Source organism: Flavobacterium sp. KKT103, assembly GCF_055640565.1.
Window position 1 is genome coordinate 25,075 of the sequence record NZ_CM145766.1, and the last position, 15,664, is coordinate 40,738.

8 protein-coding genes are annotated in these 15,664 nt (G+C 35.4%); 1 reads left to right on the plus strand and 7 read right to left on the minus strand.

The window, feature by feature from the left end; translation table 11 throughout:
* Positions 1-243: 243 nt before the first annotated feature.
* The 4 genes from ACZ2G0_RS00125 to ACZ2G0_RS00140 all read right to left on the minus strand — a co-directional run bounded on the left by ACZ2G0_RS00125 (position 244) and on the right by ACZ2G0_RS00140 (position 8,188).
* Entirely contained in the window at positions 244-2,505 is a 2,262-nt protein-coding gene (locus ACZ2G0_RS00125; RefSeq protein WP_470308473.1) for an aconitate hydratase, read from the minus strand.
* Positions 2,506-2,612: 107 nt separating this feature from the next.
* Positions 2,613-5,387, minus strand: a complete 2,775-nt coding sequence (locus ACZ2G0_RS00130; protein ID WP_470308474.1) for a bifunctional aconitate hydratase 2/2-methylisocitrate dehydratase — start codon at positions 5,385-5,387, stop codon at positions 2,613-2,615.
* A gap of 338 nt (positions 5,388-5,725) precedes the next feature.
* A complete protein-coding gene (locus tag ACZ2G0_RS00135) occupies positions 5,726-6,679 on the minus strand; it encodes an AAA family ATPase (RefSeq protein WP_470308475.1) in 954 nt (317 codons plus the stop codon).
* A 78-nt stretch (positions 6,680-6,757) separates the two neighbouring features.
* Positions 6,758-8,188, minus strand: coding sequence for a peptidylprolyl isomerase (locus ACZ2G0_RS00140; protein WP_470309857.1), 1,431 nt, complete (start codon positions 8,186-8,188; stop codon positions 6,758-6,760).
* A 386-nt stretch (positions 8,189-8,574) separates the two neighbouring features.
* On the opposite strand from ACZ2G0_RS00140, the gene ACZ2G0_RS00145 reads away from it, so the two are divergent.
* A complete protein-coding gene (locus tag ACZ2G0_RS00145) occupies positions 8,575-10,164 on the plus strand; it encodes a peptide chain release factor 3 (protein WP_470308476.1) in 1,590 nt (529 codons plus the stop codon).
* 86 nt (positions 10,165-10,250) lie between these two features.
* Here the strand turns inward: ACZ2G0_RS00145 and ACZ2G0_RS00150 are convergent, their stop codons facing one another.
* From ACZ2G0_RS00150 to rpoC, 3 genes are all read right to left on the minus strand, one after another.
* Positions 10,251-10,610 carry a hypothetical protein gene (locus ACZ2G0_RS00150; protein WP_470308477.1) on the minus strand — a complete coding sequence of 120 codons (360 nt, stop codon included), beginning with the start codon at positions 10,608-10,610 and terminating at the stop codon, positions 10,251-10,253.
* 247 nt (positions 10,611-10,857) lie between these two features.
* On the minus strand, positions 10,858-11,160 hold the full coding sequence (locus ACZ2G0_RS00155; protein WP_300287679.1) for a DUF3467 domain-containing protein: 303 nt from the start codon (positions 11,158-11,160) through the stop codon (positions 10,858-10,860).
* Positions 11,161-11,252: 92 nt separating this feature from the next.
* Entirely contained in the window at positions 11,253-15,566 is a 4,314-nt protein-coding gene (gene rpoC / locus ACZ2G0_RS00160) for a DNA-directed RNA polymerase subunit beta' (RefSeq protein WP_470308478.1), read from the minus strand.
* Between the last annotated feature and the right edge of the window lie 98 nt (positions 15,567-15,664).

Below are 15,664 nucleotides of genomic sequence, written 5' to 3' on the forward strand. Positions count from 1 at the left end.
TCTTTTTAAACCTATCAACCTGAACAACAGACAATAATACAATTTTTTATACAAAAAAACTACTACTTAGCTATTGTAATAAAAAAGAAAGACTGTATTTTCTTTCTCCAAAGCGAAAATAGCCAATCTTTATAGAAAACACGGTCATTTTAACAACTATTTAAATTGATTTTAACAAAGGTAAAAGCATAAAAAAAGTGCGTGTTTTCACAACGCACTTTTAATACCTACTATAGCAACAGTTTATGCCTCGGCAGCAATTAAGTTTAAGGCTGATCCTGCAACATACCACCCTATTTGTCCTGCATTATACGTGTGGTTTGCAAGAATAACATCTTTAGAACCATCAGCATGCACAAATTCAACAGAAAGTGGCTTTCCAGGAGCAAAATCTACAAGATCAATAAAGTTTATTGTATCGTCCTCTTGGATTTTATCATAGTCAGCTTCATTAGCGAAGGTTAAACCTAATAGTCCTTGTTTTTTAAGATTGGTTTCATGGATACGTGCAAATGATTTCACCAATACGGCTTTGACACCTAAGAAACGAGGCTCCATTGCAGCATGCTCACGAGAAGATCCTTCTCCATAATTATGATCACCAATCACCACTGAAGGAACTCCAGCTGCTTTGTATGCTCGAGCCACAGCAGGAACCGCATCGTATTCTCCAGTTAATTGGTTTTTAACAGCATTTGTTTTTTGATTGTATGCATTAACTGCACCTATCAACATATTATTAGAGATATTATCTAAATGCCCACGGAAACGCAACCAAGGTCCAGCCATAGAAATATGATCAGTGGTACATTTTCCAAAAGCTTTAATTAACAATTTGGCTCCAGTTATGTTTTTTCCGTCCCATGGTTGAAAAGGCTCTAATAATTGCAAACGATCTGAAGTGGCATCCACTACGATTTTTACGCTTGAACCGTCTTCGGCTGGAGCTTGAAAACCATTGTCGTCTACATCAAAACCTTTTTTAGGAAGCTCATCACCATAAGGAGCAGTTAACCTTACTTCTTCTCCTTTATCATTCAATAAAGTATCAGTAAGTGGATTAAAATCTAATCGTCCTGAAATCGCTAAAGCAGCCACCATCTCTGGTGAAGTTACAAAGGCATGCGTATTAGGATTCCCATCCGCTCTTTTAGAGAAATTACGGTTAAATGAATGAACAATAGTATTTTTCTCTTGTTTGTCAGCTCCTGCTCGATCCCATTGACCAATACAAGGACCACAAGCATTCGTAAATACTTTAGTTCCCATTTTCTCAAAAGCAGCAATCATACCGTCTCTCTCAATAGTATATCTAATTTGTTCTGAACCAGGATTAATTCCGAATTCAGCTTTAGGTGTGATTCCGTGCTCGACAGCTTGATTCACAATAGATACTGCACGCGCCATGTCTTCATAGGATGAGTTCGTGCAAGAACCTATTAATCCCCATTCTACCTTTATTGGCCAATTATTAGCAGCCGCTTCCTCTTTCATTTTAGAAACTGGCGTCCCTCTATCTGGCGTAAAAGGACCGTTAATATGCGGCTCTAATTCTGAAAGATTAATTTCGATTACTTGATCAAAATATTGCTCAGGATTTGCGTATACTTCTGGGTCTCCTGTTAAATGAGCAGCTACTTTATCAGCAGCATCTACTACATCTTGACGTCCCGTTGCTGACAAATACCTGCGCATCGAGTCATCGTATCCAAATGTCGAGGTAGTAGCCCCAATTTCGGCTCCCATATTACAAATGGTTCCCTTACCGGTACAAGACATGCTTGTTGCACCTTCTCCAAAATATTCAACAATAGCTCCTGTCCCACCTTTTACAGTAAGAATATCAGCCACTTTTAAGATCACATCTTTAGGTGCTGTCCAGCCTGATAATTTACCCGTTAATTTGACACCTATAAGTTTAGGGAATTTCAACTCCCAACCCATACCTGACATTACATCAACAGCATCAGCGCCACCAACACCAATGGCTAGCATTCCTAATCCCCCTGCGTTAACAGTATGGGAATCGGTTCCAATCATCATTCCTCCAGGGAAAGCATAATTTTCTAAGACAATTTGGTGAATAATTCCTGATCCTGGTTTCCAGAAACCAATTCCATACTTATCTGAAACTGATGATAAGAAATCAAATACTTCACTTGATTGTTGTTTTGCAACAGCCAAATCCTTCTCAGCTCCTACTTTAGCTAAAATCAAGTGATCACAATGTACCGTGGTTGGTACTGCTACCGTTTTTTTACCAGCATGCATAAACTGCAACAAGGCCATTTGGGCAGTTGCATCTTGACAGGCTACTCTATCTGGAGCAAAATCTACATAATCAACCCCTCTACCATATGCTTGTTTCGCTTCACCATCCCAAAGGTGGCTATATAAAATTTTCTCGGTCAAAGTAAGCGGACGACCAACAACTTTTCGCGCATCGTTAACACGTACTGCCATGTTATCGTACACTTTTTTTATCATTTCAATATCAAATGCCATATATACTAATTTTAAGAATTGTTTTATTTGTACCACAAGATACAAAAAATAAAAAAAGCCTAAGTCAATGACTTAGGCTTTTTGATATAATTAACAATTTCAAACTATTACATTACAAGCAATTTGTGTGAAGGCGCAAACTGTGTCAAATTAATACCCTGCACTGCTGCTTTGTATTCTTCCATAGTAGGCGTTCTTCCTAAAATGGTAGACAATACCACCACTGGTGTAGAAGACAATAAAGACTCTCCTTTTTTACCTTCAGCATCTTCAACGACTCTTCCTTGGAAAAGACGAGTTGAAGTTGCCATTACCGTATCTCCTTTTGCTGCTTTTTCTTGGTTACCCATACATAAGTTACATCCAGGACGCTCTAGGTAAAGAATATTTTCATACCCAGTACGTGCAACCCCTTTTGGAGCATTATCATCAAATTCGAAACCAGAATATTTTTGCAATACTTCCCAATCCCCTTCTGCTTTCAACTCATCAACAATATTGTAAGTTGGCGGCGCAACAACTAATGGTGCTTTAAATTCTACTTTACCAAATTGTGCATCAATATTTTTAAGCATTTGCGAAAGGATTTTTAAATCTCCTTTGTGAACCATACAAGATCCAACAAAACCTAAATCCACTTTTTTAGTTCCACCATAAAATGATAATGGTCTAATAGTGTCGTGTGTATATCTCTTAGAAACATCTGCATTATTAACGTCTGGATCTGCAATCATTGGCTCTTGTACAATGTCAAGATCAATAACAACTTCTGCATAATATTTTGCATTAGCATCAGGAGTTAAAGCTGGTTTAGCACCAGATCTAATGTCAGCAATTCTTTGATCAGCAATAGCGATCAAACCTTTAAGAACTTGTTTCGCATTATCCATTCCTTTATCAATCATGATCTGGATTCTTTTCTTAGCAATCAACAATGATTCGATCAAAGTTTCATCCTCAGAAATACAGATAGACGCTTTTGCTTTCATCTCTGCAGTCCAGTCTGTAAAAGTAAAGGCCTGATCTGCGGTAAGTGTACCTAAGTGTACTTCGATAATTCTACCTTGGAACACATTTTCTCCACCAAATTGTTTCAACATTTGAGATTGAGTAGCGTGAACCACATCACGGAAATCCATATAAGTTTTCATATCCCCTTTGAAAGTCACTTTTACTGACTCTGGAATTGGCATTGAAGCTTCACCCGTAGCCAATGCAAGTGCAACTGTACCTGAATCGGCACCAAAAGCAACACCTTTTGACATTCTTGTATGAGAGTCACCACCGATAATAATAGCCCACTCATCAACAGTAATATCATTCAATACTTTATGAATAACATCTGTCATTGCAAGGTATTCTCCTTTAGGATCACGTGCAGTAATCAAACCAAAGTCATTCATAAATTTCATCAATCTAGGAATGTTTGCTTTCGACTTATTATCCCATACCGATGCAGTATGACAACCTGATTGGTAAGCACCATCAACAATAGGAGAAATAACTGTAGCAGCCATAGACTCTAACTCTTGAGAGGTCATCAAACCTGTAGTATCTTGAGACCCTACAATGTTTACCTCTACACGTACGTCTGATCCTGCGTGTAACACTTTACCAGGTGTAGTTCCAACTGCGTTTTTATTGAAGATTTTCTCTACAGCAGTCAATCCTTGTCCTTCAACAGAAACTTCTTTTGACGGTGCAAAAACAGGTTCGATAGCAATACCTAAAGTTTTTGAAGCAAAAGTTTGTAATTTTTTACCAAAAACAATAGCGTATGATCCACCTGCTCTTATGAATTCCATTTTTTGAGGTGTAAAAGCTTTAGAAATATCTTTCAGCTCTTTGTCACCATTGTATAATTTTTTAGTTTTAGTATTGATGGTAAGCACAGTACCTGTAGCAACAGAATATGCTTCTTCTAGAACAACATCTCCGTTTTCATTACGTACAGCATTGCCTTTATCATCAACTACTTTTACCCAGTTTTGAAGGTCTAATCCAATTCCACCAGTTACATCAACCGTAGTCAAGAAAATTGGCGAGATTCCGTTTGTACCCGCTACAATTGGAGCAATGTTAATAAAAGGAACATAAGGACTTGCTTTTTTTCCTGTCCATAATGCTACATTGTTCACACCTGACATTCTTGATGATCCAACACCCATTGTCCCTTTTTCAGCAATTAGCATTACACTCTTGTCAGGGTGTTGTGCTTGTAAAGCTTGAATTTCGGCTTGCGCTTCTGGAGAAATTAAACATTTCCCGTGTAGTTCACGATCAGAACGAGAGTGAGCCTGATTTCCTGGAGACAATAAATCTGTTGAAATATCTCCTTCACCAGCAACATAAGTAACCACTTTTATTTCCTCTGCTACTTCAGGAAGTTTGGTAAAAAATTCTGCTTTCGCATAACTCTCTAAAATTTCTTTTGCAATTTCGTTTCCAGACTTAAATGCAGCTTCTAAACGATCTGTATCTGCTTCGTAAAGGAAAAATTGCGTCTTAAGTACTTTAGCAGCTTCTGTAGCAATTGCAACATCATTACCTAGAGCCAAATCAAGCAAAACTTCAATTGAAGGTCCACCTTTCATATGTGATAGTAATTCAAAAGCAAAAGCAGGAGTAATTTCAGCAACCACTGATTGTCCTAAAATAATTTCTTTTAGAAAAACGGCTTTTACTGCTGCCGCTGGAGTTGTACCAGGAACGGTATTATAGATAAAAAAATGAAGTGACTCGTTACGATCCGTATTAGTCGTATCTTTTATTTGGGAAATTATAGTACTTAGTAATTCAGCACCATCAATAGGTTTAGGATTTAGACCTTGTGATTTTCTTTCTTCGATTTCTTGTAAGTAATCGTTATAAATGTTCGTCATAGAATTTTTTTCAATGTTTAAGGCTATTTTAATAATCATTTCAACCATCAAAAAAACTACGAAAGGCCGTCCTTTTGAATTTTGAATTGCAAATTTAGTTATTTAACCTGATATTAAAAAAAATTTAATAGAACTGACCTTTTGAAAAATTATTATTCCTAATTACTGATTTTAACCCTACTAAAATGATTTAAACGTAAAATTTTAACTAAAAAATAATAATTACGCAATTATTACAAAAAACCATTGGTTTTGGCTTAAGCAAAAATGCAACTACCTAAAGAAAACGATATCGTAAATTAGGTAATTGCATGCATAAACCGCTTTTGACAGCGATGTTATAGCAATTTTTCAATTATAATTTCTTCCGTTATTCCTTCAGCATCGGCTTTGTAATTTTTAATAATACGATGGCGTAAAATACCAACAGCAACCGCTTGAACATCCTCAATATCCGGTGAGTATTTACCATTAAATGCAGCATGCGTCTTGGCTGCTAAAATTAAATTCTGAGACGCTCTCGGTCCTGCTCCCCAATCTAAATAATTTTTAACAAAATCAGTAGACAAAGCACTATCCGGACGTGTTTTACCAACTAAACCAACGGCGTATTCAATAACATTATCAGCTACAGGAATTCTTCGAACCAACTGTTGAAAATCGATTATTTCTTGAGCATTAAACAAAGCACTTATAGTTGTTGAAACCGTAGACGTAGTTCTTTTCACTACTTGCACTTCCTCTTCAAAAGATGGATACTCTAGTTTTATCGCAAACATAAAACGGTCCAATTGCGCCTCAGGTAAAGGATAAGTACCTTCTTGCTCGATTGGATTTTGGGTTGCCAAAACAAAGTAAGGCAAATCTAATTTATGATTTTCACCTGCAATAGTTACCGCACGTTCTTGCATCGCTTCTAATAGTGCTGCCTGTGTTTTAGGAGGCGTTCTATTAATTTCATCAGCAAGTATGATGTTAGAAAAAATAGGGCCTTTTATAAATTTAAATTGACGGTTTTCATCTAAGATCTCACTACCTAAAATATCCGAAGGCATTAAATCCGGTGTAAACTGAATTCGTTTAAAATCCAATCCTAAAGCCTGTGCTAAAGTATTTACTAATAAAGTTTTTGCTAATCCGGGAACACCCACCAGCAAAGCATGACCTCCTGAGAAAATACAAACTAAAATTTGATCTACGACAGCATCCTGTCCTACTATAACTTTTGCTATTTCATTTTTGAGTTGATTCCTCTTTTGAACCAAATTTTGTATCGCGGCAACGTCAGACATTTCGAATGTTTTTTAAATTAAAAAAGAGCTAACTCTATGAAATCATAAAGCTAACTCTTTTTATTTGTTCTGTAAAAATTATTTTTTTAACCAGTTATTTGTAAAGTCACAATCTCTATATTCCCCTAAGATTTTAATATAGGTCTCTTTGATTTTTTCATCAAACCAAGCACCAATTGCTTTAATACGCTTTTCTTTTAGAGCTAAATCTTTAATTTTAATATAATCCGTAGCATAATTAGCGGTGTGCTCATTGATTCTATTGGTCACTGTTATAATTTTATAGCTTTTCTTTCCATTTTCATCAGTATCTAAAATCGGTTGAGAAATAGCATCATCTTTTAAATTCGACACTTGACTGTATAAACTTGGATCCATTTTTGTCAATTCAAAACGAGTATCTTGCGTATTTGGATTGATTAAAACACCACCATTAGCTCGAGTCTCTTTTTGATCAGATTCTGTTCTAGCTGCTTCAGCAAATGTTAGTTTCTTGTCAATAATTTTATTTCTAATTAGGGTGATTTTCTCTTTTGCCGCCTTAACCTCATCTTCAGATACTGAAGGTGTCAATAATATATGACGCAAATCTAATTCTTGTCCTTTAATTTTTTCGATATAAATGATATGAAAGCCGAAATCTGTCTCGAAGGGTTCAGAAATTTCTCCCTCTTCTAAACTAAATGCAACTTCCTTAAATTCTTTGACGAAAGGAGTTTTTCTATTCATTTTATAAAAACCTCCATTAGGAACTGAAGCCTTGTCTTGCGAATAAAGAACAGCTTTGGTAGAAAAACTTGAACCTGCCAAAACATCTTTTTTAAACTCGATCAATTTATCCTTTACTTTCTGTTTTTCGGCTTCTGAAATCTTAGGTGTTACTACAATTTGAGCCACTTCCATCTCAGCACCAAAAAGAGGTAATTCATCTTTAGGTATTCCTTTAAAGAAATTACGAACTTCCTCAGGTGTTATTTCAATTTCATCAACAATCTTTTTTTGCATCTCAGAACTTAATTTTTGTTCCTTCAAAATGTCAAAAAAATAGGATTTTAGTTCTTCTTCTGAATTTTTCTTATAGTATTCAACCACTTTATCCATTGAGCCAATTTTACCTAAGATAAAATCCAACTTCTCTTCCATCACTGATTTAATTTCAGCGTCAGTAACCTTCACACTATCCTGTATCGCTTGGTGGGCGTACAATTTATCCTCAAGCAATTTACCCAACATCTGGCATCTAGTGATGTCTTTAACTGAATTTCCACTTGCTGAAATTTCCAAGAACGATTTATCGATATCTGAATCCAAAATAATATAATCACCTACAGTTGCAACTACGCCATCAATTTTTAATCTATTACCCGAACTTACTTTTTTAACAGGTTTACTAACTGAATCTTTGATGATTTCTTGAGCTTGCAGTACTGTCGTTGAAAAAAGCATGACAAAAAACAGAAGTGCAATTTTATTCGAGATGGATTTCATTTGTATTGTTTTAATAATAATGTATTTGAATTGTTAGTAATTACTTGCCTTTAAAATATTTCCAATTTGTAAAAAGCCAATGTTTCTATATTTTTCTTACCAAATATACATCTTAAGCAACAACAATAGTAACTTAAAGCAAAAAACAATTTCTAAAGTAATAACGAACAAAAATAACAATTCAAATACATATTCCAAGTTTACACCTTAGTATTAACATAAATTTATATGGGTAAACATACAACAATCACTCTAGCATTATAGGCCTGTACTTTTTGAGTGTCCAAAATTAATTCAGCAATGTCAAAACTCATAAAATAAATTGACCTCCAATGTTATATCCCGTTTTATATTTATTTTTAAATCGCATTTATAAATAGTACTTTTGCAACCTATTTATATCATACATGAGCTTTTTAAAAGAAATACAACGAAGAAGAACTTTCGGAATTATATCGCATCCCGATGCTGGTAAAACCACATTGACTGAAAAATTATTACTTTTTGGAGGTGCAATTCAAGAGGCAGGTGCCGTAAAAAACAACAAAATCAAAAAAGGAGCTACAAGTGACTTTATGGAAATCGAACGTCAAAGGGGAATTTCTGTATCGACATCTGTTCTTGCTTTTAATTACCAAGATAAAAAAATAAATATTCTTGATACCCCAGGGCACAAGGATTTTGCCGAGGATACGTTTAGAACACTTACTGCTGTTGACAGCGTAATTGTTGTAATTGACGTTGCCAAAGGTGTCGAGGAACAAACAGAAAAATTAGTTGCCGTTTGTAGAATGCGTAAAATACCTATTATTGTTTTCATTAATAAAATGGACCGAGAGGGTAAAGATGCTTTTGACTTAATGGATGAAGTGGAGCAAAAACTTGGTTTAACCGTAACTCCCCTTAGTTTTCCTATTGGAATGGGGTACGATTTTCAAGGTATCTATAATTTATGGGAACAAAACATCAACTTATTTAGTGGGGATAACCGAAAAAATATTGAAGAAACAATCGCTTTTTCAGATGTTCAAAGTCCTGAATTAGAAAAAATAATCGGTCAAAAACCCGCCGATACCTTACGCGAAGAATTAGAATTAATTGATGAAGTATATCCTAAATTTGATCGTCAAGATTATCTTGACGGTAAACTTCAGCCTGTTTTCTTTGGTTCTGCCTTAAACAATTTTGGAGTACGAGAATTACTTGATTGTTTTGTACAAATTGCTCCTTCCCCAAGAGCTAAAGAATCTGAAACTCGCTTAGTTGACCCTAAAGAAGAAAAACTAACTGGTTTTGTATTCAAGATACATGCTAACATGGATCCAAAGCATAGAGATCGTTTGGCATTTATCAAAATCGTATCGGGTACTTTTGAGAGAAACAAACCCTATTACCACGTTAGACAGAAGAAAAATTTAAAGTTCTCTAGTCCGAACGCCTTTTTTGCGGAGAAAAAAGAAATTGTTGACATATCCTATCCAGGAGACATTGTTGGTCTTCACGATACAGGGAATTTCAAAATTGGAGATACTTTAACGGAAGGAGAAATCATGAGCTTTAAAGGGATTCCGAGTTTCTCTCCTGAGCATTTTAGATACATCAACAATGCCGATCCAATGAAAGCAAAACAGCTGGACAAAGGAGTGGATCAGTTGATGGATGAAGGTGTAGCGCAGTTGTTTACTCTAGAAATGAACAATCGTAAAATAATTGGAACTGTTGGAGCACTTCAATACGAAGTAATACAATACCGACTAGAGCATGAATATGGGGCTAAATGTACGTATGAAAACTTTCCGGTACACAAGGCATGTTGGGTAAAACCAGATGATGCTAAGAATGACGAATTCAAAGAATTTAAACGCATTAAACAAAAATTCTTAGCTAAGGATAAATATGGTCAATTGGTTTTCCTCGCTGATTCCGACTTTACAATTCAAATGACTCAAAATAAATATCCAACGGTTAAATTATTTTTTACTTCTGAATTTGAATAAAGAAAAAAACTACTAGATATAAAAAAACGCTAATAATTAATTAGCGTTTTTTTTGTATTTAAAATAAGTATAACTCCAAATTTTAATTATGCTAAAGCAGATTCAAAATTTACTGCTTTCTTCAAAAAAGCTTTAATCAATAAACGATTAGGTGCAATACCTGAAGTCATGATTTGTTTTTTTGTATTGATACCTTCTGTTGATATTGTTGAGTTTGGATCTTGTTTTGAACCCATGAACCACTGTACAAATTCCATGTTAGTTGAAACTCTAGCGCTTTCTGCTTTAACTGAAGTAGTTGTAGTCACTTCATCAATTGAAGAAGCAATTGCAGAAGCAGCTGTAGTTTGGCTATAACCTGAAACACTAAAAAGTAACGCACAAACAAAAACAGATAAGATGATCATCATGTTTTTAGATTTGTTTTGAGTTGCCGTAGTGTCCATAGTTTTGTATTTTTTTAATTGATTAGCTGTCATTGCTAATTCTTATACAAAGATACGGCCACTATACGCCTGTCTAAAATATTTACGATGAATCACATGAATACTCGTTAACTAACAAGCGACTTGCCGATTAAAGATATTATTTGCACTTTACCGATTGCAAACTACAGTTAATCAGCACTAAATGACTTCACCGTACTCTAAAATAAAAAAAGCTCCATATAAATGGAGCTTTCTCTAGTTTAAATTATGCTTGTCCTGCGGGACCAAAATTAAGTGGAATTGCAGGTTGTTCGCTATCTTTAATTTCGCCATGCGCGCTTTCAAATCGGTGGATATTTTCTCCAATGGCTTTTAGCAATCGTTTGGCATGCTGCGGTGTCAATACAATTCTTGATTTTACCTTCGCTTTTGGTACACCAGGCATGATACTCACAAAATCGAGAACAAATTCTGATGAAGAATGATTGATAATAGCTAGATTAGAATAAATTCCTTCGGCTGTTTGCTCGTCTAACTCAATATTGATTTGGTCTTGTTGGTCTTTCATAATGTTAATAGATAATGATTAGCAACTTAATTATAGCAAAAAGTGATTAGCCAAAAGACTAATCACTAATTACTATAGACTAATTACTAAAATTAGTAAATATATTCTTCTTTGTTTGCCATCATATCATTGTAATCATCTTTAGAACCTACAATAGTATGATCGTATTCTCTCATACCCGTACCTGCAGGAATTCTGTGACCTACGATAACATTTTCTTTCAATCCTTCTAAGTAATCCACTTTACCTGCTACTGCAGCTTCGTTTAATACTTTAGTAGTTTCTTGGAAAGATGCTGCCGAGATGAATGATTTAGTTTGTAACGAAGCTCTCGTAATACCTTGTAAAACAGGAGTACCTGTTGCTGTGATAACATCACGTGCAACTACAATATTCTTGTCATTACGTTTCAATAACGAATTTTCGTCACGTAACTCACGTGGCGTTACAATTTGTCCTTCTTTCAGATTAGCTGAATCTCCAGCGTCCTCAATAACTTTCATACCGTATAATTTATCGTTTTCAACGATAAAGTCTTTAGTGTGAATCAATTGATCTTCCAGGAATAAAGTATCACCCGGATCTTGAACTCTTACCTTACGCATCATTTGACGTATTACTACCTCAAAGTGCTTATCGTTAATTTTTACCCCTTGTAGACGGTAAACTTCTTGAATCTCGTTAACCAAGTACTGTTGAACAGCAGCAGGTCCTTTAATTCTTAAAATGTCGTCTGGAGTAATCGCTCCATCAGATAAAGGTACACCCGCTCTTACGAAGTCATTTTCTTGAACAAGAATTTGACTAGATAATTTTACTAAGTATTTTCTAACATCACCAAATTTAGATTCGATAACAATTTCACGGTTACCTCTTTTGATTTTTCCAAAAGAAACTACACCATCAATTTCAGAAACTACCGCTGGGTTAGAAGGATTACGAGCTTCTAACAACTCTGTAATTCTTGGTAAACCTCCTGTAATATCTCCTGATTTAGAAGAACGACGTGGGATTTTCACCAATACCTTACCTGCTTTAATTTTCTCACCATTGTCAACCATCAAGTGGGCTCCAACTGGTAAGTTATAAGAACGAATTAATTCACCATCTTTACCGTAAACCAATAAAGTTGGGATTAATTTTTTAGCTCTTGACTCCGAAATTACTTTTTCTTGGAAACCTGTTTGCTCATCAATCTCAACCATGAACGATTGTCCTTGCTCTAAATCTTCGTAAGCAATTTTTCCTGTAAATTCAGAAACAATTACACCATTATATGGATCCCATTTACAAATAACAGCTCCTTTTTCTACTGATTCTCCATCTTTTACAAAGATACTTGAACCGTAAGGAATGTTGTGTGTATTTAATAAGATACCTGTTTTTTCGTCAATTAATTTCAATTCAGTAGAACGAGAAACAACAATATCAACTGCGTTACCTTCGTTATCTTCACCTTTAACCGTTTTTAAATCTTCGATTTCTAGTTTACCCGCAAAACGAGTTAAAATACTAGATTCCTCAGAAATTCCACCCGCAACCCCTCCAACGTGGAAAGTACGTAATGTCAACTGTGTACCAGGCTCTCCAATAGACTGTGCTGCAATTACACCAACAGCCTCACCTCTTTGAGTCATTTTACCTGTAGCTAGGTTACGTCCGTAACATTTAGCACAAATACCTTTAGGTGCTTCACAAACTAGAGGCGAACGTACTTCAACACTCTCGATTGGTGAAGCTTCAATTACTTTCATAATTGCTTCAGTAATTTGTTGTCCAGATTGAACTAAAACTTCGTTAGTTAAAGGATTAATTACGTCTTGCAATGCAACTCGTCCTAAAATTCTTTCTCCTAATGATTCAACGATTTCTTCATTCTTTTTCAATGCCGAAACTTCAACACCTCTTAGCGTTCCACAATCTTCGATATTTACAATAACATCTTGAGAAACGTCATGTAATCTACGAGTCAAGTATCCAGCATCTGCCGTTTTCAAAGCCGTATCCGCAAGTCCCTTACGAGCACCGTGCGTAGAAATGAAATACTCTAAGATCGAAAGACCTTCCTTAAAGTTAGAAAGAATCGGGTTTTCAATAATCTCTCCACCACCAGCAGTAGATTTTTTAGGCTTAGCCATCAAACCACGCATACCAGTTAACTGACGAATTTGTTCCTTAGAACCCCTCGCCCCAGAGTCAAGCATCATATATACCGAGTTGAATCCTTGTTGATCCTCTCTAATATTTTTCATTGCCAATTCTGTCAATTGTGCATTTGCAGAAGTCCATACATCAATAACTTGGTTGTAACGTTCGTTATTAGTAATAAGACCCATGTTGTAGTTAGCAGAAATTCCTTCTACTTGCTCTCTTGCATCTGCAATCAATTTTGGTTTTTGATCTGGAATTCTAATATCACCTAATGAGAAAGATAAACCTCCTCTGAAGGCAAATTTATACCCCATGTCTTTCATATTATCCAAGAAGGCAGCCGTTTCCGGTACACTTGTTGAATTCAATACGTGACCGATAATATCTCTAAGATTTTTCTTAGTCAATACTTCGTTAATATATCCAGCTGCAGGTGGTACTACTTCATTAAATAATACACGTCCAGCAGTAGTTTCGATAATTTTGTACACTAACTCTCCAGCTTCATTAAAATCTTTTGCTCTAATTTTCACACGAGCATTCAATTCTAATCTTCCTTCGTTTAATGCAATGTTTGTTTCTTCAGCAGAATAAAAAACTAGATCTTGACCTAAAATTTTCTTTTCTGGAGTAGACAATCTTTCTTTGGTCATATAATATAGACCCAAAACCATATCCTGAGATGGTACCGTAATTGGAGCACCGTTTGCAGGGTTTAAGATATTGTGTGAAGCCAACATTAATAATTGTGCTTCAAGAATAGCTTCTGGTCCTAATGGTAAGTGAACTGCCATTTGATCCCCATCAAAATCCGCATTAAATGCAGTACAAACTAAAGGGTGCAATTGGATTGCTTTTCCTTCAATTAATTTTGGCTGGAAAGCTTGAATACCTAATCTGTGCAAAGTAGGAGCACGATTCAGTAAAATCGGGTGACCTTTAATTACATTTTCAAGGATATCCCAAACTACAGGCTCTTTCTTGTCTATTATTTTCTTAGCAGATTTTACTGTTTTTACAATTCCTCTTTCTATCAATTTACGGATAACAAAAGGCTTGTATAATTCAGATGCCATATCTTTAGGGATACCACATTCGAACAATTTCAATTCAGGACCAACAACAATTACCGAACGAGCAGAATAATCCACACGTTTTCCAAGTAAGTTTTGACGGAAACGTCCTTGCTTACCTTTAAGGGAATCAGATAATGATTTTAATGGTCTGTTTGATTCTGTTTTAACAGCAGATGCTTTTCTTGTATTATCAAACAATGAATCTACTGATTCTTGCAACATACGTTTCTCGTTTCTTAAGATAACTTCTGGAGCTTTAATCTCCATTAATCTTTTCAAACGGTTGTTACGGATGATTACACGACGGTATAAGTCATTTAAATCTGAAGTTGCAAAACGACCTCCATCAAGTGGCACAAGCGGACGTAATTCTGGTGGGATAACAGGAACCACTTTCATAATCATCCATTCAGGACGGTTTTCACGGTTCAAGTTAGACTCACGGAATGACTCTACAACTTGTAATCTTTTTAACGCTTCAGTTTTACGTTGTTTAGACGTTTCGTTATTAGCTGAGTGACGTAATTGGTAAGACAATTGGTCTAAATCAATACGTGCTAATAAATCCATAATACACTCTGCTCCCATTTTGGCAACAAATTTATTAGGATCAAAATCATCTAAATATTGGTTATCAGCAGGAAGTGTATCCAAGATGTTCAAATATTCTTCTTCCGTTAAGAAGTCTAATCTTTGAACTGATTCACCTTCTGCATTTTTAGCAATACCAGCTTGGATTACTACGTATCTTTCGTAGTAAATAATCATATCTAATTTCTTAGAAGGAAGTCCAAGGATATAACCTATTTTATTAGGAAGAGAACGGAAATACCAGATGTGAGCAATAGGCACAACAAGGTTGATATGACCTACTCTATCTCTACGTACTTTTTTCTCCGTAACTTCAACACCACAACGGTCACAAATGATTCCTTTGTAGCGAATTCTTTTGTATTTTCCACAAGCACATTCGAAATCCTTTACAGGTCCAAATATTCTTTCACAGAAAAGACCGTCACGCTCAGGCTTGTGCGTACGGTAGTTAATTGTTTCTGGTTTTAAAACTTCACCTCTAGACTCTTTCAAGATAGATTCTGGAGAAGCAAGACCGATAGATATTTTATTGAATCTTTTTACAGGATTCTTATCTTTATTGTTATTATTTCTGTTATTCATCATAGTTTTTACTATTGATTTATTTGCAATTAAAAAATTGATTCTAGTAAAGAACTTTTGTCTTTACTACGCCGGATTACTTCTCAAAACTTTAAAGTTGT

What these genes read in the sequence shown, in the direction of transcription:
- ACZ2G0_RS00125 (WP_470308473.1), bottom strand. Translation starts at nt 2,505, where the DNA reads ATGGCATTTGATATTGAAATGATAAAAAAAGTGTACGATAACATGGCA.
- ACZ2G0_RS00130 (WP_470308474.1), bottom strand. Translation starts at nt 5,387, where the DNA reads ATGACGAACATTTATAACGATTACTTACAAGAAATCGAAGAAAGAAAA.
- ACZ2G0_RS00135 (WP_470308475.1), bottom strand. Translation starts at nt 6,679, where the DNA reads ATGTCTGACGTTGCCGCGATACAAAATTTGGTTCAAAAGAGGAATCAA.
- ACZ2G0_RS00145 (WP_470308476.1), top strand. Translation starts at nt 8,575, where the DNA reads ATGAGCTTTTTAAAAGAAATACAACGAAGAAGAACTTTCGGAATTATA.
- ACZ2G0_RS00150 (WP_470308477.1), bottom strand. Translation starts at nt 10,610, where the DNA reads ATGGACACTACGGCAACTCAAAACAAATCTAAAAACATGATGATCATC.
- ACZ2G0_RS00155 (WP_300287679.1), bottom strand. Translation starts at nt 11,160, where the DNA reads ATGAAAGACCAACAAGACCAAATCAATATTGAGTTAGACGAGCAAACA.
- rpoC (WP_470308478.1), bottom strand. Translation starts at nt 15,566, where the DNA reads ATGATGAATAACAGAAATAATAACAATAAAGATAAGAATCCTGTAAAA.